Source organism: Halomonas sp. M4R1S46 (assembly GCF_025725685.1).
Taxonomy (GTDB): domain Bacteria; phylum Pseudomonadota; class Gammaproteobacteria; order Pseudomonadales; family Halomonadaceae; genus Halomonas.
Window position 1 is genome coordinate 4,015,081 of record NZ_CP107008.1, and the last position, 21,277, is coordinate 4,036,357.

A 21,277-nucleotide genomic window follows, 5' to 3' on the forward strand; every position below is an offset into this window, starting at 1 on the left:
GGCTCCTTACTGCTCGTTGGTCAGGAAGTCGGCCAGTTCGGTGAGGCTACCCATGGTGACACCGCCGGACAGACGCGGCTCCCGGTAGGCGGGGTCCGCGGCCAGGACGAAACGCCGCTCGGCACCCGGCCCGTAGGCATCATCGAACGCCTGCGCCTGGCGCTCCAGGCGACTGATGGCATCCAGCGCCTGGTCCTGACCCGGGATGGGCCGCAGGAAGGCGGCCGAAAGCGAACGCGGCTGCTGGTCGCCCTTCTCGGCCAGCACGTAGCTGGCGTGGGCGCGAGAGCCGAAGCTGTTCTGCTTGCCCTTGGGCGAGGTCTTCACGGCGGCTTCCACCAAGGCGGCAATGGCCCGATCGGCCAGGGCCTCGTCGCCGTTGAGGTTATCGATCAGCTGCCGGCGATCGATGCAGACATAGCCGTAGAACAGGCCCGCGCCGAACCCGGCTTCGCCGACATGCGCCGCACCGCGATGCTCATCGCCGGTATTGAGGTCGTCCACTGCGGTGAAGTAGTCGTCCTCGACCTCGGCGGCATGCACGGTGATCGCATGGGCGACCTGGCAGGCGGCCTCGACGTTGAAAGCCGGGGATGCCGCCAGCATGCGGCCGAACAGCGCGATATCGACGGCCGCCGGCCTGTGGCGCAGCAGGTCGAGATCCTCCTTCTCCGGCGCGCGATTCTCGTCGGCCAGCCTCTCGACCAGCGCATCGACCGCGGCCTGCTCCTCGGGGCCGACGTGGACCAGTTGGCTGGTTTCCAGCTCGCCCTTGGCCACCTCGCCGAAGACCTTGGCGATCTCCGTGGCCCAGGCACGGGCGTCTTTCTCTTTCACGCCCTTTTCCCGCAGGCGTTTGTCGACCTCGATACCCACGCGCTTGGTACGCATGCCGCGATGCTGCCCCACGGCTTCCTCGAACAGCGCCGAAGTGCGCCAGGTGCGCTTGAGACTCTGTGACGATACGCGCAGGCGCTTCGCCCCTCCCATGATGGCGGTCTTGGGTCGGCCCAGGTCGTCGCGGTTGAGGTTGGCGGGCGGATAGGCGGTCAGCAGGTGCAGTTGGATGAAGTGGCTCATGTGCTTGGTTCCCTGTCTTGGTTGACGAATCACTGATTGTCTTGCCGATAGCCGGCCGTGGCGCCGAAATAGTCGTTGGCCCACACGAAGCCCAGACGGCGGGTGGGTTGCGGCGAGGCCTCGCCTTGATATTCACGCCACCACAACGCGATGTTGTCGGCCAGGTGAACGACGCTGACGCCTCGCTTGTCGATCAGCGCCAGGGCACGGCGCAGGCGCTGCACCAGTTCTTCCGGCGTGCGAGACGTCATCAGCTGTTGAAAGCGCAGCTCACTCATATACGGTTTGCCGGTTTCACGCTTCTGCTGACCGAGGCGCGCCCCCAACGGCATATGGGGCTGCTCCTCGCGAAGTTCGGCCGCGACCAGCGCGATACAGGCCCAAAGCTGCAGGCGCTGATCACGCTGTCCTTGTAACTGTTCATCTTTCGCTGGCAACAGGCTCCATAGATGTCGAAAGGCCTCCGTCAGCATGGCTGCCTCGATGGTGTCACAGCGCCGCAGCGTCGCCCGCATGCCCTTGTGCCAAGGCGGAGCATCGGTATGGGACTTCAACGCCTCGACGGACAGCGTCAAGCGCTGCCACCAGCGCCGCAGGGCATCGGCTTCCCTGCGCTCGATGGCATAAAGCCACTCGGGAACGCGCGGTGGCGCCTCCGCTGCGGGTGCGAGTTCCGTTTCACTCATGACATGCCCTCTTCGGTAGCGGCCGGCTCGGCGGTCAAGGCGAAGCCGCCGGTCTCGGCAAATTGACGAATGACCTTGCTGCCCTTGCTGCGCCCGGCCAGGAAACTCTGCAACTGACGTCGTGCCGCAGTCGCACGCTGCAGATCCACGGCCTCCAGTGCACCGCTCAATGCCTGCTCCTCGAATAGTGCCAACGCCTCGCGTTTCAGCGTGCGGTACCACGCCTCGGCCACCTCGGAAGGCAGGGTCGGCGTGTCATCGGCCTCCACCAATGCCTGTTGGAGACCGGTCAGCGCATGGAAGAAGGCGCCACGGGTGGCGTCATAGAACTGCAGATCGATATGGCTCATGTCGCCCTTGGCATCGGAGGGGCGGGCGAACCAGGCATTCTTGACCTGAGTGCGCACCATCCAGGCCATCTGGCGGGCCAATTCAGTGAAACGCTGGACCCAGTCACGCAGCCGCTCCTGCTGCGAGGGGGGCACAGCCACCAGCGGCATCTCGACGCTGTACCAGCCACGGGGCTTCATGTTGTCCATGTCATAGCCGAAGGCCCACAAACGGGCATGCTTGAGCAGTGCGGCGATCTCTTCGCCGAAGCGACGCTCCTCATCGGCGACCGGCACCTTGCCGGCGATATAATCCTGCACCACCAGGGCAGGTAGCGCGCCGCTGGTATCGGCATCCTGCAGCACCAGGTTCGACCAGTGCTGATAGCCCAGGCCGCCCGGCTGTCCCTTGGTGGAGAGAGGGGGCTCATTGGGCTTCTTGGGATCACGCCGGTAAGGCGTCAGCGGGTGCAGCCAGGGTCCATCGTAGTTGGCACCCTGCTTCCTGCCGCGGATGCGCCGTACGGCGCGTGTGGCTTCCCGCCCACAGATCTCGCAGCGACACGGCTCGTCCTCGAACAGCAACCGGAAGCGACGTGGCATCGACCAGTAGGGATGGAGTGGATGCATGCCCTCGGGCAGAACTTCCGTGCCTTTCCTGTCGCTGACCCGGGTCGGCGCCATCCATGGGAACAGTGAGTCATCATCGACATGAGGCGTCCGCCATACCAGTCCGGACCGTGTCAGTGCCTTGGGCGTCACGACGTTCAACCACAGGCGAGACCACAGGCTGGCATCGGGTGCCTCAGGCAATGCCAGCGTGGTCAGCGGCCCGCCGCCACGCAGGCCGACGCGAATGCCCGCTCCGCCGGCGGGGGCATTGATCTGCATGGTGAACAGGGCCAGCGCCGCGCAGTCCGCGCACATCGCCTCGGCACACCCGCGCTTGACGAAGAAGTCGGTGTTGTTCTTGATGCCGTTTGCCCCGGGTGCATCGATCAGCAGACCGCTGACCGTTCCGTCCTTGACGTCGTCGAGCGGGTCGAGGTCCTGCATGAAGCGCGGGCCGTCTCCATCCAGCTCGAAGGCATCAGCAAGGGGCGCGAAAGCGGCCTCCAGCTCATCGACGTCGGGCGGTTCGATAAAGCGATCCAGCCAGTCGCCGTGGTCCTGCGGCGGCAGCGCCGTCTGCAGCAGGCCGATGAGGAACTGATAAGCAGCGCCCTGGAAATCCGCCCGCGGTAGGGCGAGATCGACGATCTCGGGATCGGCCACCGCGGTGGGCGGCCGGTAGACGATGGCCCCTTCCCTGTTACTGAAAGGCAGCCAGGAGTCATTAAGCAGGTTCACCGAAACCTCCTTTTCAGGTTGTCGTTGTTGCAGGAGACGTCGAGAAGACCACCCCCCACTGCGCGTCATAGGCGCAGGTGGTATCGGACTCGACCAGCCAGGGCCGGGTGAAGCGCAGTGCCTTGTAGCGTTCCTGAAGTGCCTCCCATCGAGGCTGGTAATCGGCCGGGAGGACCGCCAGTTTCTCCGCCTGGCTCTGGCGCAGCTTGACCTGGCTGAGCATGGCGGCGTGGCGCTCGCCCTCGGCCCACAGCGCCAATTCGCCATCGGCCGAACGCTTCAGCAGAACGACGTTGAGCGTCGGCTCGTCGACCAGGCGCGTGCCAATCTCCAGATCCTCCTGCCACTGATCGACCTCCGGCTGGCGAAGATAGCCCTGCTCGAGTGACAGGGCGTTGAAGTTGGCCATCGAGACGGCCACCCCCTGCATGCCGCGCTGCTCCCACCTCGCTTCCTGCAGGCCATCCGGCACCCGGTCGGCGACCGGGCCGTAGACGCCCTCGATCAGGGAACGGCCCTCATCGGGCATGCGGATCGCCCCGAACTCGCGCAGCACACGCTGGGTCAGCCATAGCAGTGAGGTATCGCGATACACCGCCTGGGTGCCGGGCAGGGCGCGCTTCAGCCACTGGGCATCCGGCTCATCGCTCCATTCCGGCGCCAGCACGGACAGAACAGGTGCGCGACGCGAGCCTCGCACATGGCGCTGCAGGCGCCCGGCACGCTGAATCAGCAAGTCGATGGGAGCGAGATCGCTGATCATGAGATCCACGTCGCAGTCCAGGGACTCCTGGAAGACCTGCGTACTTACAAGGACTTGGCCGTGACGCCGATCGGAGGTGGAGGCCTTGCCCAGCCGCTCGATGACGTCCGACTCGATGCGCTGGCGATCCACCATCGCGAAACGGCTGTGGAACAGCAGGCAGCGCTCGGAATCGGGATGGCGTTGGCGGAGTTGCTCGTAAGTACGAATGGCGTCATCCACGGTGTTGCGCACCCAGGCGACGCACTCCCCCGCCTCGACCGCCGCCATCACGGTGTCGAGCGCCTGCTCCTCGGTGGTCAGCCAGTCGACGCCCACCTCGCGCGACACTTCGGGCCGGGTGGCCAGGGGAGTTTCCCGCTCCAGGTCATGGCCGACCTGGGTCAACAGCGGGAACGCCTGTTCCTGCATCGAGGCCGGTGCCTGCCCCAGCCCTTCCCGCCATGCCGCAGCCAGGGCCTCGCGCATGCCGTGTGGGAGGGTGGCCGTGAGCAGGATGGCACTGCCGCCCTGGCGGGCATGATGGGCCAGCAGCTGATTGAGCAGGGTCTGCATGTAATGGTCGTAGGCATGCACCTCATCGACGATCAGCACCTTGCGCGTCAGACCATAGAGGCGCAGCGACTGATGCCGAAACGGCAGCAGTCCCATTAGCGCCTGATCGATGGTGCCCACTCCCACATCGGCCAGCAGCGACTTCTTGCGCGAATCAGCCAACCAGCGGTTGCAGCGTGTCGTGGCCGACATGTCATCGGCGGCATAGTCCCGGTCTTTCGGCTGCTCCGCGGCCACGGCCTTCACGAACGTATCGTTCAGTTCGCGAGCGCCATGGGCCAGCACGAAGGAAGGACGCGACGCCGCGGCATAGAAACGTTGATGCAGATTCCCCAGTCGCTCATACATGGCATTGGAGGTCGCCATCGTCGGCAAGGCGAAGTACAGCCCCTCGCCATGCCCCGCCGCCAGCAGGCGCTGGGTGAGGATGCAGGCCGCCTCGGTCTTGCCGGCGCCGGTCACGTCCTCGAGGATGAACAGCTGGGGGCCGTCGCCGATGGGCAGGGTTTCGGCTTCCCGCTGCAGCGGGGTCGGCGTGACCGACTGGCTGCCGAACCAGCTGGCCAGCCCGGCATAAGCCACCGGTTCGGGAGGCTGTGCAAAGCCGCTCTCCTGCAACGCTTGCTCGGCACGTTCGAGCGCGATGGGCCAGTATTCGGCCAGCGGCATCGGGTCCTGGCAGTAGGCAAAATGGTCGCGATTCGATCCCACCCAATCGCTGAGAGTGGCCCAGCCGGCGATCGTCCAGCTCACGGTCAGGAAAACCTCTCGCCACTCCGGCGAAACCAGCTTGTCGATCGGCCAGTCGAGCTCGATCAGGGCGGCCCAGTCGGCGATGAACCGGCGGGCGGCCTCGCTATCCGAGGCGCTATCGTCGTGCCCGAAGAACTCCGTCGGCTCCAACCGACCGGCCTCCACCGGCTGACCGTGATGGCCAAACATCGGGGCCAGGATGACCCGCATCGTCTCGCTGAGCTGTCGACGCGTCCTGCGGTCGGGGTCTCGATCGGGCCAGCGCAGCGTGCCATCCTGCAGCCACTCGATCCAGCATGACTGCCACAGCAAGGCCCCCAGCCGGTCATGGCGCTCGGTATAGGCCAGCCGCTCGATCGGGGGCACCAACTCGACACCTTCCGGTCGGGCCACGCCCTGGAAGGCACGCGCGAACTTGCCGAGATCGTGCAGGCCTAGCAGAAAGACGAAGAATCGTCGCAAGGAGTCGGGAGGTAGACCAAGCTGGCTGGCCAAACGCTGGGCCAGGGGCCGTTGAGGCTCGAGCAGGTACCAACCCACGGCCGCCACATCCATGCTGTGGTATGGCAACAGATGGCAGCTATCGCCTCCATCCTCCGGCCTAGCTTTACCCCAGTAGAGGTAATACGACATCCTTGTCCCTCGCAGCATCTTGTCGGCCATTTCATACAAGCATTCTTAACCACCCTCTGCCACCCTGAAGATTCATCCACGATGCTTATCAACCCGGTCTTGATGCGGGGCATCCACTCCTCCGCGACCTCCAAGGACGGAGACTCTATGAACGACACACCGCTCCCCTGGGATACCCTGGCCCGCTATCGGCTGATCGAGATCCTGGCGTTCTGGGAGGGTCGAGTGGTGGCCGCGCAGATCGGCGAGGCCTTCGGCATCGGCCGTCAACAGGCACAGTAAGGTGCTGCGATGCTACCGGGAGCATGTGCCGGAAAACCTGGCCTACGACGAGTCCCGGCGCGGTTTCATTCCCACGGAGGCGTTCCGGCCGCGTTTCACCCGGGGCCGGGTCGAGGAATACCTGCAGTTGCTGGGTGCGCACGCGGACCTGGACTCGCCCTTCGCCGGCCTGGGGCTGGGCGCGGCGGACACCGAGTCGCTGCCGCTGCCGAGCCGGGCGGTGGACCCGCTCGTGGTGCGCGAGGTGGTCAAGGCGGCTCGGGCGGGGCGTCGGCTGGAGGCGATCTATTCGTCCTTCCGCAATCCCGCCGGGGAGGCCCGCATCCTGGTGCCGCATACCCTGGTCTTCGCCGCCGGCCGCTGGCACGTTCGGGCCTACTGCGAGAAACACCGCGAATACCGGGACTTCGTGCTGAGCCGTTTCCGCGGCGTGCCGGAAGACACCGGCGAAATGCTGGGCGATCACGGCCAGGCGGGGGACGCCGACTGGCAGACACGAGTCGAGGTGCGCCTGATCCCCGACCGCCGCCTGCCGCCCGAGGAGCGCGAGATGCTGGCGGTGGACTACGGCATGCGCGACGGCGAGCTGAGGCTCCACTGCCGCGGGCCGCTGGTGCTCTATGCCCTGCGCGAGCTGGGGGTGAATCCGCACCATGTGGAGGCCGAGCCCCGCGCCCAGCAGATCGAGGTGGTCAACCGCGAGGCCCTGGCCGAGTGGATCCTGTGGTCCTGACGCCACCTACTCCTGTCCACGCCGCGCCCGCCGCCGCTCTTTCATCCGCCCCAGGCCCCGCCGCAGCGGGCGCCATAGCCGGCTGAGCAGCCACAGCACGGGCAGACCGATCACCAGCCAGGGGGTGAGGAAGACCACCACCAGGATGACCTGGCCGAGCGACTCGAAGAACAGCGAGACGCTGCGGTCCAGCGCCCGCCACAGGGGGGCGAGCACGCCGTGCTGGTGGGGCTCGACCCAGCGCTGCTCCTGGTAGCGGGCGGTGATGGCCACGCTGTCGGTCACCCGGGCGAGATGGCGCTGCCGGCCCTGCATGGACTCGATCTCGCCCTGCACGCGGGCCAGCTCCCGCTCCACCTGCAGCAGGTCCTGAATGCGCCGCTCGCTGAAGCCGCGCCCCTCCTCGGCCAGTTCGGTGAGCCGCTCACGCAGCACCACCTGCTGGGCGAGTCGGGCCTCGAGATCGATGATCTGCTGGGTGCGGTCCTGGCGGGTGATCTCCACGCCGCTGAGCGCCGGGGATTCGGCGATCAGCCGCAGCGGCTCGGCGTCCTTCAGGCGGGCGCGATCGATGCGCATGCCCAGCTCCCCGCCCGCCAGGCCGTGGCGCGGCGTGTCGAGCCGGCCGTGCGTCACCCAACAGGAGTCGACGGCGACACAGGCCGCCTGGGTCTCCCGATAGGCGGTGACCAGGCGCTTGGCGTCCTCGAACTGCAGGGTGTAGGCGCGTCGCTCCTCGACCCGCGCCTCCGCGTTCTCCGCCGGGCGCCCGGCGTCCATCCGGGGCGCCCGGCCGACCAGGGCTCCGCTCGGGACGTCACTCGCCTCCCGGGACGGGGCGGGCTCCGTCGGCGATCGCGGCTCGGGGTCCTCATCACCGCAGCCCGCCAGCCCCGGGAGCAGGCACGCGGTCAGGGCGAGGGGCAGGAGGCGGGGGCGAAGAAGCGGGGCGGGCATCGGCGAGGTCGTCCATGACGCGGGGAACGCTTCAAGCGTAGCACCCGCCTCGGCGGGAGCTTCCATCCCGGTGCCGACCCTGCCGAGGCGTGCCACCCCGCCCCCCGGGCCAGCGCCATCCCGCTCGGCGAGATCAGCGTGCCGTCATCCGCGCCAGCACGTCCTGGCCGCCCATGCGGCGGTGCCACAGGACCTTGCCGATGTGGCCGGCGCCGAGAGCCACAGCGGGGCCTGCCTGGCCGGGCTGGCCTCGCCTCAGAAGGTATACACCGCCCCGGCGGTGACCATGTCGAGGTTGCCGATCTCGTCGGTGTCGAGGCGCTCGTATTCAAGCCGGCCGGTCAGCCCCAGCAGCCCGAAACGGGCCCCCAGGCCGTAGACCGGGTCGGTGCCGGAGTGGTCGCGACTCACTCCGCGGCCGCGCTGCTCGGCGTCCCAGTCGGCCATGCCGGCCTTGGCGTAGACGCCCAGCGGGCCGAAGCTGAGCCCGGCCACGCCCATGGCCTGGACGCTCGCCACCTCGCGGGTCGCCGAGCGGCCGTCGACCTCGCCGTCCAGGCTGTCGCCGTTCACGTAGGCCAGCTCCGCGCCGAGGTCGAGGAAGGGCAGCCAGCCGACATTGTAGCCGGCGGTCAGCTTCCACAGGTCCGCCTCGTCGTCGAAGGCGCCGTCGCCGTGCATCTGGCCGATGCCGCCGCCCAGGTAAGGCCCGGTGTTGCCGGTCGCCTGGGCGGTGCCGGCCGCCAGGACCAGGCCACCGGCCAGCGAGACGGCGAGCAGGGAGCGCAGGGGTGTCTTGCGGGACATGTCGATTCCTTCCGAACGCTTGGGGTGAAGGCCGGCAGTGTAGCGCGGCGACGGATGGCGGGTCAGGTCGCTTGCGGCACGATCGACTCCGGTCGCCACGATGCTAGGATGCATAGGCCCGACGACCATGGAGACGCCCGATGCCTCGCCGCCTGCTGCCCTGCCTCGCCCTGCTGCTCTGCCTGCCCCTGCCGGCCCTCGCCCAGTCGCCGTCGACCGAATGGCAGGCCTACGAGGATGCCCTGTCCCGCGGCGCCCGCCAGGCCGAGCTGTGGCAGCTCGGCTGGACCGGCATCTATGCCGGCAGCCTGGCGTGGAACGCCTGGCAGGCCAGCGAGGCGAGCGACGACGCGGACCGCTTCGATGCCCGGGTGGGGGTGGTGAAGTCGACGCTCGCCCTGGGCGGCCTGTTCCTCGACCGCCAGCCGCACCCCGCGGCCCATCGACGCCTGCAGCAGAGCGGCGACGACCTCGAGGGCGCCCGCCGCCTGCTGCGGGAGGTGGCCGAGGAGGAGCGCCGGCGGCGCAGCTGGCAGGCACGGCTGTCCTCGCTGGCGGTGAACGGCGTCGCCGGGCTGGCGATCGGCGTCGGCGACGACCGCCCCGAGGATGGCGCGATCAACTTCGCCACCGGCATGCTGGTCGGCGAGCTGCAGCTGCGCACCCAGCCGGGGCAGGCCATGGCGGCGGTGAACCGCTTCCAGCCCACGCGGCTGACGCTCGGCGAGCTCCGACTGGAGGGCGAATATGCCTGGCTGGTCGCTCCCCAGCGCCTGGGCGTCGTGCTGCGCTACTGACCCGCGGCTCGGAACAGTGGTCAGCGCCGATATTGTTATGTTATAACCTTCTCCGCATTTTCGGAGACCTTTCACCATGGCGCACCGCACTCACCGGCACCGCCCCGAGGGGCCCTGCCACTTCTCGTTGATGTCGCTGTCGGCGACCCGCCGGCTGCTGCTCGCGCTGGCCCCGCTGGTCGTCCTCTGGATGGCGGTCCTGTGGGCCGCGGGATGGGCGGGCTGATGGCACGGCTGCAGCTCCACGACCTGCAACTGGCCCGGGGCGGCCAGACGGTCCTCGAGCACCTCGACGGCCGCTTCCAGGACGGCGCGGTCACCGCCCTGATCGGCGCCAACGGCGCCGGCAAGAGCACCCTGATCGCGGCGATCATGGGCATGCTGGCCCCGGTGGCCGGCCGCGTCGAATGCCGCGTGCCCCGCGAGCGCTGCGCCTGGCTGCCCCAGCAGCTGGCCCTCGACCTGACCTTCCCGATGAGCGTGGAAGAGCTGATCATGACCGGCACCTGGCCGAGCCATGGCGCCCTCAGGGGCTACTGCGGCCCCCACTATCGCAAGGGGCGGGACATCATGGCGCGGCTCGGCATCTCGCACCTGGCCCACCGCCAGCTCGGCGAGCTCTCCGGCGGCCAGCGCCAGCGCGCCCTGCTCGGCCGCACCCTGATGCAGGAGGCCGAGCTGCTGCTGCTCGACGAGCCCTTCGCCAACGTCGACGGCGAGACCGTCGAGGTGCTGATGGACGTGCTGCGCGACATGGCCCGCGCCGGCGCCACCATCCTGGTGGTGCTCCACGACATGGAGCAGCTCTCGCGCCTGGCCGACGACGTCCTGCTGCTGGCCGGCGGCCACGGCCGCTGGGTCAGCCCCGAGGCGCTGCTCGACCACCACGCCGGCCAGCTGCCCCGCGCCCCGCGCCTGCCCTTCGACTTTTCCGAGGCCTCCCATGCTGGCACTGCTTGACGCCTGGCTGTTCGCCCCCTTCGAGTACGGCTTCATGCGCCGCGCCGTGGTCGCCGGCCTGGCGCTGTCGCTGGCCGCCCCGCCGCTGGGCGTGTTCCTGATGCTGCGCGGCATGAGCCTGATCGGCGACGCCATGGCCCACGCCATCCTCCCCGGGGTGGCCCTGGGCTTCCTGTTCGCCGGCTTCTCGCTGCCGATCATGAGCCTGGGCGGCATCCTCTCGGGGCTGCTGGTGGCGGTGCTGGCCGGCAGCGTCTCGCAGATGACCGGCCACCGGGAGGACTCGGCCATGGCCAGCTTCTTCCTGATCTCGCTGGCCGCCGGGGTGATGCTAGTGTCGCTGGGCGGCAGCAGCGTGGACCTCACCCATGTGCTGTTCGGCTCGATCCTCGCCGTGGACACCACCGCCCTGGTACTGATCGCCGGCATCGCCAGCCTGATCGTCATCGTCCTGGCGGGGATCTTCCGCGCCCTGGTGGTGGAGTGCCTGGACCCGCTGTTCCTGCGCGGCCAGGGCGTGCGCGGCGGCGTGGTGCACGGCGTCTTCCTCGGCCTGGTGGTGCTCAACCTCACCGCCGGCTTCCAGACGCTCGGCACCCTGATGGCGGTGGGCCTGATGATGCTGCCGGCCACCACCGCGCGCTTCTGGAGCCAGCGCCTCGAGGGCCTGATCGCCATCGCCATCGGCATCGCCCTGGTGGCCAGCACCGGCGGCCTGCTGCTGTCGTATCACCTCAGCCTGCCCTCGGGGCCGGCGATCATCCTGCTGGCCGGCGTGGCCTACGTGCTCTCCGCGCTGTTCGGCCGCCAGCACAGCCTGGCCGCCCGCTGGCGGCGCACCGCCCGCCCCCTGGACGCCGCCTCTTCCCCCTGACACTACCGGAGCCCCCACGATGTCATCGACCCGCCCCCTGCCCAGGGCAGCCGCCCTGTTCGCCGGCGCCTCGGCGCTGCTCGCCCTGTCCGCCAACGCCCCCGCCGCGGAGCGGGTCCAGGTCCTCGCCAGCTTCAGCATCCTCGCCGACATGGTCGAGCGGGTGGGCGGCGAGCATGTCGAGGTCACCGCCCTGGTGGGCCCGGACAGCGACGCCCACGTCTTCACGCCGCGCCCCACCGATGCCCGGGCCCTGGCCGAGGCCGACCTGGTGGTGTTCAACGGGCTGCAGTTCGAGGGCTGGATGGAACGGCTGGCCGGCGCCAGCGACTACGCGGGGCCGACGGTAGTGGCCACCGACGGCATCGAGGCCGCCCTGGCGGACGACGATGACGCTCACGGCCATGGCCAGGATCACGGCGCCCATGGCGACGAGGCCCATGAAGATGAACACGGCCACGACGCGCACGCCCACGGCGGCCTGGACCCCCATGCCTGGCAGGACCTGGGCCTCGGCCCGCTCTACGTCACCAACATCCGCGACGGGCTGATCAGTGCCGACCCGGACCACGCGGAGGCCTACCGGGAGCGTGCCGCACGCTACCTGGAGGAGATCGCCGCCCTGGACGCCGAGATCCATGCGCTGGTCGACGCCCTGCCCGAGGCCACCAGCGTGATCACCGGCCACGACTCCTTCGGCCACTTCGCCCGGGCCTACGGGGTGAGCTTCCTGTCGCCGGTGGGCCTGTCCAGCGAGGCCGAGCCCAGCGCCGCCAACATGGCCCGGCTGATCGACGTGATCCGCGAGCGCAACGTCCAGGCGCTGTTCCACGAGAACATGACCAGCCCGGCGATGATCGACCAGCTCGCCGAGGAGACCGGCCTGCCGGTCGCCGGCACCCTCTATGCCGATGCCCTGGCCGCCGAGGGCGAGGCCAGCACCTGGCTGGGCATGATGCGCCACAACGCCCGGCTGCTCCACGACGCCCTGGCCGATGCGGACGACGGCAGGGTCGCGCACGGTCATGAGGACGAGGCCGCCCACGAGCCGGCCTCCCACGACGAGGCGCATGACCACGACCACTGACGGCATCGTGACAGCGTGACAACGGCGCCACCTTCGGGTGGCGCCGTTTTTGTGGGAGGATCAAGGCCACCGTCCCGGGGAGGCTCGTCATGCTCGACATCCGCCAGGTGCACAAGGCCTACGCCACGCCCCAGGGCCCGCTGCGGGTGCTGGCGGGCGTCGACCTGGCCCTGGCAGCGGGCGAGAGCCTGGCACTGATGGGCGAGTCGGGCAGCGGCAAGTCGACCCTGCTGCACCTGGCCGCGGGCCTCGACCTGCCCGATCGCGGCGAGGTGCGCCTCGACGGCCGGGCGATCTCGTCGCTGGCCGAGCCGCATCGGGCGCGGCTGCGCCGGGAGCGCCTGGGCCTGGTGTTCCAGCAGTATCATCTGGTGCCGAGCCTGAACGTGCTCGACAACCTGCGCCTCCAGGCGCGCCTGGCCGGCCGGGAGTCGCCCGACTGGACCGCGCGGCTGGTCGCGCGGCTGGGCCTCGCCGGCCGCGAGCGCCACTATCCCGAACAGCTCTCCGGCGGCCAGCAGCAGCGCCTGGCCATCGGCCGCGCCCTGGCGCCGCGCCCCGCCCTGCTGCTCGCCGACGAGCCCACCGGCAACCTGGACGAGACCACCGCCGGCGAGGTGCTGGCGCTGCTACTGGAACTGGTGCGCGAGGCCGGCAGCGCCCTGCTGATGGTGACCCACAGCCCCCGGGTCGCCGCCCCCCTGAATCGCCGCCTGCGGCTCTCCCACGGTCGCCTCGGGGAAGCGCCGCCATGAGCCCGCTCGGTGTGGCCCTGGCGACCCTGCTCTCCCACTACCGGCGCCACCCCGGCCAGCTGGCCATGCTGCTGCTCGGCCTGTGGGTGGCCGGCGCCCTGTGGAGCGGCGTGCAGGCTATCAACGCCTCGGCCCGGGACAGCTATGCCCGCGCCGAGGCGCTGTTCGATGCCGACCTCGACCGCCTGACCCCGGGCGACGGCCGGCCGCTCGAGCGGTGGGACTTCGTGACCCTGCGCCGCGCCGGCCTGCCCGTCTCGCCGATCCTGGAGGGCGAGGTGACGACGACGAGCGGGGAGCGCCTGACGCTGATCGGCATCGACCCGCTCACCCTCCCCGGCGACAACGCCCTCGCCTCGCCGGGTGCCGGCGGCGGGCTCGAGGCCTTCCTCGCCCCGCCCTGGCGAACACGCCTGGCCCCGGAGACCCTCGCCGCCCTGGGCCTGGCCCGCCGGGCGGCCCCCGGGGCCACCCCCGCCCTGGCCGGGGGGCAGCGCCTGCCGCCGCTGGCGCCGACCCCGGCGCTGCCGCCGAATACCCTGGTGATGGACATCGCCGCCGCGGCCCGCCTGCTGGCGAGCGACGATGGCCTGTCGCGCCTGGTCGTCCCCGCCGGCGCCCTGGCCGCGGCCCCGCCGGGCTATCGCCTGGTTCGGGCCGAGCAGCGGCTGGCCCCGGGCGAGCTGACGGCGAGCTTCCACCTCAGCCTCACCGCCATGGCCCTGCTGGCGCTGATCGTCGGGCTGTTCATCGTCCAGGCCGCCCTGGGCCTGGCCCTCGAGCAGCGCCTGGGCCTGCTGCGCACCCTGCGGGCGCTGGGCGTACCGGGCCGCACCCTGGTCGGCCTGCTGGCCGTGGAACTCGTGCTGCTGGGCCTCGCCGGGGCGCTGGCCGGCATCGCCAGCGGGGTCGGCCTGGCCAGTGCCCTGCTGCCCGACGTGGCCGCCACCCTGTCGAGCCTGTATGGCGCCGAGGTCGGCCGCACCCTGCGCTTGCCCTGGCACTACTGGCTGGGCGGGCTCGGCGTCGTCCTGGGCGGGCTCCTGCTCGCCGGCAGCGGCGTGCTGTGGCGCGCCGCCCGCCTGCCGGTGCTGGGGCTCGGCCAGGCCCAGGCCTGGCGGGCGGGCTTCCAGCGCCAGCTGCGGCGGCAGGCGCTGGCCGGGGCCGCCAGCGCCCTGGCCGCCCTGGGCCTGTGGGCCTGGCTGGCCGCGCGGCCGCCCGGCGAGGGGCTGCTCGCCGCCTTCGGCCTGGTGGCGGCGCTGCTGCTGGCCGGCGCCCTCTGGCTGCCGCCGCTGCTGGCCGCCGGTCTCGCCGGGCTGGGCCGGCGGATGCATCGCCGGCCGCTGGTCCAGTGGGCGCTGGCCGACCTGCAGCTGCAGCTGCCACGCCTGGCCCTGGCCATGATGGCCCTGTTGATCGCGCTGTCCGCCAACCTGGGGGTCGGCAGCATGGTCGGCGGCTTTCGCCTGACCTTCCTCGACTGGCTCGACCAGCGCCTGGTCGCCGACCTCTACCTGCGCCCCCCGCCGGCACGCTTCGACGAGATCGATGCCTGGCTGGCCGCACGCCCCGAGGTGGCCGAACGCCTGGCCACCGCCGGCGGCGAGACGACCCTGCTGACGATCGGCGACGCCGAGACGCCCCGCCAGCCGGTCGCGCTGTTCGGCATCACCCCCGGCGACGCCGTGCGGCCCGGCTGGCCCCTCAAGGCCACCCTGGCCGGGCGGGAGGCGGCCTGGCGGGCGCTGGCCGGGGGCGCGGCCTTCGTCAACGAGCAGCTGGCCATCGCCCGGGGCATCGCCCCCGGGGATCGCCTCACCCTGGCCGCACCGGGCGGGGTCGAGCGGCTCCGCGTGGTCGCCGTCTATCCGGACTACGGCAACCCCCGGGGCGAGGTGCTGCTCGCCACGCCCCAGCTGCGACGCCGCTTCCAGGCCCCGGCGGGGGCCCTGGGCATCGTGCTGGCCGACGGCGAGGCGGCCACGCCCCTGGCCGCCGCCCTGCGCAGCCGCTTCGCTCTCGACGCGACGGCGCTGCGCGACCAGCGCCAGGTCAAGCGGCTCGCCACCGGCATCTTCGAGCGCACCTTCGCCATCACCCGGGCCCTGAACGCCCTGACCCTGGCCGTGGCGGCCCTGGCGCTGCTGGCGACCCTGCTGGCCCAGGCCCGGGAGCGGCGCATGCGGCTGGCCCCGCTGTGGGCGCTGGGCGTGCCCCGCGGCCGGCTGGTGCGGGTGCAGCTCGCCCAGCTGGGGGCGGCGGCCCTGGCCACGGGGCTGCTCGCCCTGCCGCTGGGCCTGGCCGTCAGTGCCTGCCTGGTCGACACCATCAACGTGGCCGCCTTCGGCTGGCGACTCCCGCTGCACGTCTTCCCCGGCGAGATGCTGCTGACCCTGGCGACCGCCCTGGGGGCCGCCCTGCTGGCGGCGGCCCTGCCGTCGCTGGCGCTGTGGCGCACGTCGCCCCGGGCGCTGCTCGCCGAGGAGGCACCATGAGGGGGCGGAGGCGACTGGTGACGGGGCTGCTGGCGATAGGGCTGGTGGTGACAGGGCTGCTGATCGGCTGCGAGCGGGACTCCGCCGGGGAGCCCCGCGCCGGCTTCGCCGGGCTGGGCGCCGACGCCGGCGGCTTCACCCCGGTCGCCCCCGAGGCGAGCCTGCGCTTCCCCGAGGATCACGGCCCCCACCCCGGCACCCGTCTCGAGTGGTGGTACCTCACCGCCAACCTGCGGGATGCCGAGGGGACGCCCCTCGGCATCCAGTGGACCCTGTTCCGCCGGGCCCTGCGCCCGCCGAGCGCGCCCGCCGCCGGGGCCTGGGCCGCCGACCAGCTGTGGATGGCCCATGTGGCGGTCTCCCGCGGCGCCGACCACCGGGTCGCCGAGCGCTTCGCCCGGGGCGCCGGCCAGGGGGGCGACGCCGAGGCGCGCCAGGCCGGGGTCACCGCCGCCCCCTTCCGCGCCTGGCTCGACGACTGGCGCCTGGAGAGCCGGGTCGCGGCGGGAGCGGGCGATGCCCTGGACCGCCTCGTGGTGAGCGCCGAGGCCGGCCAGGGGGAGGCCGCCTTCGGCTACCGGCTGTCCCTCGACGCCGAGGGCCCCCTGGTACGCCATGGCAAGCCGGCGTTCGGCGAGGGGAGCGCCGAGGCCACGGGACCGATCTACTTGAGCCAGCCCTTCTACCGGGTGACGGGTACGGTCACCCTGGGGGACGAGCGGCTGACGGTCAGCGGCCGCGCCTGGCTCGACCGGGAGTGGGGCAACCGGCTGATGGCCCCCTGGCACCGCGGCTGGGACTGGTTCTCGCTGCACCTGGCGAGCGGCCACAAGCTGATGGTCTACCAGCTGCGCGGCGAGGCGGCCTCGGACACGACCCTCTTCGGCACCTGGATCGCCGCGGACGGCGAGACCCGGGCGCTGGACGGCGAGGCCCTGACGCTGGTGCCGCTGGCCACCCGGAGCGTCGCCGGCCGCGAGCTGCCCCTCCGCTGGCGGCTGACCCTGCCGGCGCAGGGACTCGACCTGGAGGTCAGCGCGCGGCACCCCAACCGCTGGATGGCCACCTCGGTGCCCTACTGGGAGGGCGCGGTGACGGTGCGCGACCGCGACGGCGGGGCGGCGCGGGGCGAGGGCTATCTCGAGATGACCGGCTACTGAACACAAGGAGCGCCATCATGAACCTGCTGGACGCCATGACCGCCTTCGTGCGGGTCGCCGAGCTCGGCAGCTATACCCGGGCCGCCGAGGCGCTGGACCTGTCGCGGACGCGGATCTCGCGGCAGGTGATGGAGCTCGAGGAGCACCTGGGGGTGCGCCTGCTGCAGCGCACCACCCGCCGACTTCACCTCACCGAGGCCGGGGAAGGCTACCTGGCTCGTGCCCAGGGCATCCTGCAGAGCCTGGAGGAGGCCGAGGCGGAGGTCGGCAGCGGCGCCACCGAGATGCGCGGCCGGCTGCGCCTCAATGGCCCGATGAGCTTCGGCACCCGCTACCTCGCCCCGCTGGTGGCCCGCTTCATGGTCGAACACCCCGCCCTGGAGGTGCGCCTCGACCTCAACGACCGCCGGGTGGACCTGCTGGAGGAAGGCTACGATCTGGCGATCCGCATCGGCAGCCTGCCCGACTCCAGCCTGGTGGCCCGCCGCCTGACCCGCTGCCGGCTGCTGCTGTGCGCCTCCCCGGGGTACCTGGCCGAGCACGGCACGCCACGCCGCCTGGCGGACCTGGAGCGCCACCAGTGCCTGCGCTACCGCACCGGCGGCAGCGGCGGAGACTGGCAGTTCGGCGGGCGCGGCCACGCCGTGCGCGGCCCGCTTGAGAGCAACAACGGCGACGTGCTGACCCACGCCGCCGAGGCCGGGCTCGGCATCGCCCAGCAGCCCAGCTTCCTGGTCACCGAGAGCATCCAGAGCGGTCGACTGGTGCCCGTCCTCATCGAGGAGGCCCCGGTCACCCTGGACATCCACGGCCTCTATCCCGCACGCCGCCACCTGCCGGCCAAGGTCGAGCGCTTCCTGGCGCGACTGTCGGAGGCCTGGGGCGACCCGCCCTGCTGGGAGCGTGAACTGGGGCTGTGACGGACGCACTTTGTGGCTAAAACCGCAACAGTCATTTGCGAAAGTCGCCGATTATCTCCGTTTTCGTCTCGGCTAGAGTGACACCATCACAACGCAAGACATCCCCGACGGAGATCACGACCATGACCACCCAAGCCATCCAGCCGACCTCGCTCGACCGCCTCCAGCCCCAGGCCATCACCCTGCTGCGCCTCTCGCTGGGGGGCATGACCCTGGCCCATGGCCTGCTCAAGCTGTTCGTCTTCACGGTGCCCGGCACCGTCGGCTACTTCGAGTCCCTGGGACTGCCCGGCGTCTTCGCCTACCTGACCATCCTGGCGGAAGTGGGCGGCGGCCTGGCCCTGCTGCTCGGCGTCTACACCCGCTGGATCAGCCTGGCCCTGATCCCGACGCTGCTCGGCGCCGCCTGGGTACATGCCGGCAACGGCTGGGTGTTCTCCAACGAGGGCGGCGGCTGGGAATTCCCGGTGTTCTGGGCCATCGCCCTGCTCGTGCAGGCCGGCCTGGGCGGCGGTCGCCTGATCCTGCATCCCCGCTTCGCCTGAGCCCCCGTTAGACCGAGTCGACAAGCCGCGACGCCGCCCGCCCGGGCGGCGTTCCCCCTGACCAGGAGACCGCGACCATGTTACCCAGCCTGTTCATCTCCCACGGCTCGCCGATGCTGGCGCTGACCCGCACCCCGGCCCATGCCTTCCTCCGCGAGCTGGGCGAGACCCTGCGCCCGCGCGCGATCCTGGTCGTCTCGGCCCACTGGGCCAGCCGGCGCCTGATGGTCAGCACCAGCGAGCATCCGGAGACCCTCCACGACTTCGGCGGCTTTCCCCAGGCGCTCTTCGCGTGCCAGTACCCGGCGCCGGGCGAGCCCGAGCTGGCCAAGCGCCTGGCCCGCGAACTCAATGCCGTGCCGGTGGAGCGCGGCCTGGACCATGGTGCCTGGGTACCGTTGTCGCTGATGTACCCGCAGGCCGAGGTGCCGGTGGTGTCGCTCTCGCTGCCCACGGACTGGTCCAATGCCGAACTGGCGGCGCTCGGCGAGCGGCTCGCCGCGCTGCGCGAGGAGGACGTGCTGGTGATCGGCTCCGGCAGCCTGACCCACGACCTGCGCTCGCTGAACGCCCTCGAGGCGCCGGTGCCCGACTGGGTCAGCGAGTTCGCCGATTGGGTCCATGCGCGCCTGACCGAAGGCGACCGCGACGCCCTGCTCGACTGGCAGCACGCCCCCGGTGCCCTCGCCAACCACCCCACCCCCGAGCACTTCCAGCCCCTGCTGGTGGCGATGGGCGCCGGCGGGCGGGCCGAGCGGCTGCATCGCAGCGTGGAGCACGGCGTGCTGGCCATGGACACCTATGCCTTCTCCTGAACCGCGGCATGGAGGACACCACGACGAACGAGGCCGCCCCAAGGGCGGCCTCGTCGCATCGCGGATCGCCAGCGCCGAGGGCCTTAGTCCCCCTTGCCCACCATGCGGGCGGCCTCGATCACCTCGATCCAGTAGCCGTCGACGTCCTTGACGAAGACCACGTCCTTCATCTTGCCCTGGTCGGGACGCTTGATGAACTCGACTCTGTTGGCATCGAACCAGGCCACGGCGGCCTCCAGGTTCGGCACCGAGAAGCAGATATGGCCGAAGCCCTGGGGCTCGGCGTTGCCGTCATGATAGGCGAAGTCGGCCTGGTCCTCGGTGCCCCAGTTGTGGGTCAGCTCCAGCAGGCCCCGCTGGCTGAAGGTCCAGACGGTGCGCTCGTCGGTATCCTCCGGCACCCGGTCCTCGTCGTCGAGCCGGGCCAGGAAGTACAGCGAGAACTGCATCTCCTCGAAGTCGAGGCGGCGCAGCACGCGCATGCCGAAGACCCGCGAGTAGAAGGCCAGTGCCGCCTGGGGGTCCTTCACCCGCAGCATGGTGTGATTGAGGCGGAAGCCGTCGGTATCACCGGTCGGCGTCTTCACGCCGGGATGCTGCTCGCCCTTGAAACTCATGGGATCTCCTTGTCGGGGGTCGTGAGACATTCTACAGGTATGGTGGCAACCGCAGGACTTTTCCACCCCGGTCGACCATGGCGCCGCCCAGGCCTATACAATTCCTATACAATAACGACAGACCCTGCCAGCGGGCGCGACCCTGTCGCGCGCGGCGCCTGGCGTGGTCGCCCCGAGCTCACGAAGGATTGGCAGGCCGCCGCGGAGGATTCTACATTGGCTATACACGCCACGCGTTTCCAGGAGCTCTCCATGACCGCCATCGACATGTCCCTGGGCGATCACATCACCCTCAAGCAGTTGTCCCATGCCCTGTCCCATGGCCTGTCGCCGATCGTCGAAGTGGAGTCCATGGACGGCATCTATACCGTGCGTTTCCACCATGCCAATGGCATCTCCACGCTGTCCGACAAGGAGGGGCGCACCTGCACCTTCCTCGGCACCGGCGAGATCCGCGACCTGCTGGGCGACCTGGGCCTGACCCATGGCGTGCTCACCTGGTCCGACCAGTGCGGGGACGAGATGATCGGCGTGCCGGGCCATGCCATGACCCCGGACGAGATGCTCGCCCACGGGACCCGCATCTCCTTCCGCTGATGTTCACGAGCCCGGCCCTGGCGGACTAGAGCCGGGGCAGGGTGCACGGGAGACAGCGCATGGCGACCAACGCCCGCTTGCCCCGCCTCGGCCGCCATGCCGGCTGGCTGCTGATGCTGCTGGCCCTGGTCGGCTGCGCGGGCCGCGACCTGGCGACCCGCGACGCGGCGCAGCTGAGCGTGGACCGCGCCCTGATCCTGGCCGAGGCCCGCCAGACCCTGGGGACCCCCTACCGCTACGGCGGCACCTCGTCTCGCGGCCTGGACTGCTCGGGGCTGGTCCAGCGGGTCTATGCCCGGGCCGGCATCCGGGTGCCGCGCACCTCCCGTCGCCAGTACGAGCGCCTGCCGCGGATCGAGCGGGCGAGACCCGGCGACCTGCTGTTCTTCGCCACCGCCGGGCGGGGCCAGGCCAGCCATGTGGGCATCTATCTGGGCGACGGGGAGATGATCCATGCCCCCGGACGCGGCCGGCGGGTCAGCATCACCTCGCTGTCACAGGACTACTGGCAGGAGCGCTTCCTGGGGGCCGCCGCCCCGGCCCCCTGACCGCGCCGCCTGACGCTGACCTATCCGGCCAGCACCGGACGTCACTTCGACGAGATCCTGCGGGTGCTCGACAGCCAGCAGCTCACCGACTCTCACAAGCGGGCCACCCCGGTGAACGGGCGACCGGGCGACGACTGCATGAGCGTGCCGGCCGTGACCAACGCGGGACTCGACAGCCT

At 70.7% G+C, this 21,277-nt stretch carries 22 protein-coding genes and 1 pseudogene; 16 read left to right on the top strand and 7 right to left on the bottom strand.

The genetic code is table 11. The annotated features are described in order from the left end of the window. Positions 1-6: 6 nt before the first annotated feature. Genes cas7e through cas3 form a run of 4 tightly spaced genes read right to left on the bottom strand, consistent with a single transcriptional unit; the run spans position 7 to position 6,179 of the window. Positions 7-1,080, bottom strand: a complete 1,074-nt coding sequence (gene cas7e, locus OCT48_RS18530) for a type I-E CRISPR-associated protein Cas7/Cse4/CasC (RefSeq protein ID WP_263590599.1) — start codon at positions 1,078-1,080, stop codon at positions 7-9. Between the two features lie 29 nt (positions 1,081-1,109). After that, positions 1,110-1,766 carry a type I-E CRISPR-associated protein Cse2/CasB gene (gene casB, locus OCT48_RS18535; RefSeq protein WP_263590600.1) on the bottom strand — a complete coding sequence of 219 codons (657 nt, stop codon included), beginning with the start codon at positions 1,764-1,766 and terminating at the stop codon, positions 1,110-1,112. Continuing rightward, positions 1,763-3,445: a type I-E CRISPR-associated protein Cse1/CasA gene (gene casA, locus OCT48_RS18540; protein WP_263590601.1), complete on the bottom strand. Its 1,683-nt coding sequence runs from the start codon at positions 3,443-3,445 to the stop codon at positions 1,763-1,765. The genes casB and casA overlap by 4 nt, the downstream gene beginning before the upstream one ends. A gap of 13 nt (positions 3,446-3,458) precedes the next feature. Next, positions 3,459-6,179, bottom strand: coding sequence for a CRISPR-associated helicase Cas3' (cas3, locus tag OCT48_RS18545; protein WP_263590602.1), 2,721 nt, complete (start codon positions 6,177-6,179; stop codon positions 3,459-3,461). A 117-nt stretch (positions 6,180-6,296) separates the two neighbouring features. Between cas3 and OCT48_RS18550 the strand changes: the two genes are divergently transcribed. Further along, on the top strand, positions 6,297-6,431 hold the full coding sequence (locus OCT48_RS18550) for a hypothetical protein (protein WP_263590603.1): 135 nt from the start codon (positions 6,297-6,299) through the stop codon (positions 6,429-6,431). Position 6,432: 1 nt separating this feature from the next. Beyond that, on the top strand, positions 6,433-7,164 hold the full coding sequence (locus OCT48_RS18555) for a WYL domain-containing protein (RefSeq protein WP_263590604.1): 732 nt from the start codon (positions 6,433-6,435) through the stop codon (positions 7,162-7,164). Between the two features lie 6 nt (positions 7,165-7,170). On the opposite strand, the gene OCT48_RS18560 is transcribed toward OCT48_RS18555, so the two are convergent. Continuing rightward, complete coding sequence (locus OCT48_RS18560; RefSeq protein WP_263590605.1) at positions 7,171-7,944, bottom strand: DUF4349 domain-containing protein; 774 nt, start codon at positions 7,942-7,944, stop codon at positions 7,171-7,173. Between the two features lie 432 nt (positions 7,945-8,376). Next, positions 8,377-8,928: a porin family protein gene (locus tag OCT48_RS18565; protein ID WP_263590606.1), complete on the bottom strand. Its 552-nt coding sequence runs from the start codon at positions 8,926-8,928 to the stop codon at positions 8,377-8,379. Positions 8,929-9,068: 140 nt separating this feature from the next. Here OCT48_RS18565 and OCT48_RS18570 point away from each other — a divergent pair, with 140 nt between their 5' ends. From OCT48_RS18570 to OCT48_RS18620, 11 genes are all read left to right on the top strand, one after another. Beyond that, positions 9,069-9,725, top strand: coding sequence for a hypothetical protein (locus OCT48_RS18570; RefSeq protein ID WP_263590607.1), 657 nt, complete (start codon positions 9,069-9,071; stop codon positions 9,723-9,725). Positions 9,726-9,801: 76 nt separating this feature from the next. After that, positions 9,802-9,951 (top strand): hypothetical protein, encoded by a 150-nt coding sequence (locus OCT48_RS18575; protein ID WP_263590608.1) that lies wholly within the window; start codon positions 9,802-9,804, stop codon positions 9,949-9,951. Next, entirely contained in the window at positions 9,951-10,685 is a 735-nt protein-coding gene (locus OCT48_RS18580; RefSeq protein ID WP_263590609.1) for a metal ABC transporter ATP-binding protein, read from the top strand. Before OCT48_RS18575 ends, OCT48_RS18580 begins: the two co-directional genes overlap by 1 nt. Beyond that, positions 10,669-11,559, top strand: a complete 891-nt coding sequence (locus tag OCT48_RS18585) for a metal ABC transporter permease (RefSeq protein ID WP_263590610.1) — start codon at positions 10,669-10,671, stop codon at positions 11,557-11,559. Before OCT48_RS18580 ends, OCT48_RS18585 begins: the two co-directional genes overlap by 17 nt. A 19-nt stretch (positions 11,560-11,578) precedes the next feature. Then, positions 11,579-12,646, top strand: a complete 1,068-nt coding sequence (locus OCT48_RS18590; RefSeq protein ID WP_263590611.1) for a metal ABC transporter solute-binding protein, Zn/Mn family — start codon at positions 11,579-11,581, stop codon at positions 12,644-12,646. Positions 12,647-12,735: 89 nt separating this feature from the next. Continuing rightward, positions 12,736-13,401 (top strand): ABC transporter ATP-binding protein, encoded by a 666-nt coding sequence (locus OCT48_RS18595; RefSeq protein WP_263590612.1) that lies wholly within the window; start codon positions 12,736-12,738, stop codon positions 13,399-13,401. Next, positions 13,398-15,896 (top strand): ABC transporter permease, encoded by a 2,499-nt coding sequence (locus tag OCT48_RS18600; protein ID WP_263590613.1) that lies wholly within the window; start codon positions 13,398-13,400, stop codon positions 15,894-15,896. The genes OCT48_RS18595 and OCT48_RS18600 overlap by 4 nt, the downstream gene beginning before the upstream one ends. Next, positions 15,893-17,056, top strand: a complete 1,164-nt coding sequence (locus OCT48_RS18605) for a lipocalin-like domain-containing protein (RefSeq protein WP_263590614.1) — start codon at positions 15,893-15,895, stop codon at positions 17,054-17,056. Before OCT48_RS18600 ends, OCT48_RS18605 begins: the two co-directional genes overlap by 4 nt. A gap of 17 nt (positions 17,057-17,073) precedes the next feature. Further along, on the top strand, positions 17,074-17,976 hold the full coding sequence (locus OCT48_RS18610) for a LysR family transcriptional regulator (protein ID WP_263590615.1): 903 nt from the start codon (positions 17,074-17,076) through the stop codon (positions 17,974-17,976). Positions 17,977-18,098: 122 nt separating this feature from the next. Beyond that, positions 18,099-18,521: a DoxX family protein gene (locus OCT48_RS18615; RefSeq protein WP_263590616.1), complete on the top strand. Its 423-nt coding sequence runs from the start codon at positions 18,099-18,101 to the stop codon at positions 18,519-18,521. Positions 18,522-18,598: 77 nt separating this feature from the next. Next, positions 18,599-19,336 (top strand): DODA-type extradiol aromatic ring-opening family dioxygenase, encoded by a 738-nt coding sequence (locus tag OCT48_RS18620; RefSeq protein ID WP_263590617.1) that lies wholly within the window; start codon positions 18,599-18,601, stop codon positions 19,334-19,336. 83 nt (positions 19,337-19,419) lie between these two features. On the opposite strand, the gene gloA is transcribed toward OCT48_RS18620, so the two are convergent. Next, the gene (gene gloA, locus OCT48_RS18625) at positions 19,420-19,953 is read right to left on the bottom strand and encodes a lactoylglutathione lyase (protein ID WP_263590618.1); all 534 of its coding nucleotides are present in this window, start codon (positions 19,951-19,953) and stop codon (positions 19,420-19,422) included. Between the two features lie 252 nt (positions 19,954-20,205). On the opposite strand from gloA, the gene OCT48_RS18630 reads away from it, so the two are divergent. The 3 genes and pseudogenes from OCT48_RS18630 to OCT48_RS18640 all read left to right on the top strand — a co-directional run. Continuing rightward, positions 20,206-20,550 carry a hypothetical protein gene (locus tag OCT48_RS18630; protein ID WP_263590619.1) on the top strand — a complete coding sequence of 115 codons (345 nt, stop codon included), beginning with the start codon at positions 20,206-20,208 and terminating at the stop codon, positions 20,548-20,550. A gap of 59 nt (positions 20,551-20,609) precedes the next feature. Further along, positions 20,610-21,098: a C40 family peptidase gene (locus tag OCT48_RS18635; RefSeq protein WP_263590620.1), complete on the top strand. Its 489-nt coding sequence runs from the start codon at positions 20,610-20,612 to the stop codon at positions 21,096-21,098. A gap of 6 nt (positions 21,099-21,104) precedes the next feature. Beyond that, positions 21,105-21,254, top strand: a pseudogene (locus OCT48_RS18640) (peroxidase); the annotation flags it as partial. Between the last annotated feature and the right edge of the window lie 23 nt (positions 21,255-21,277).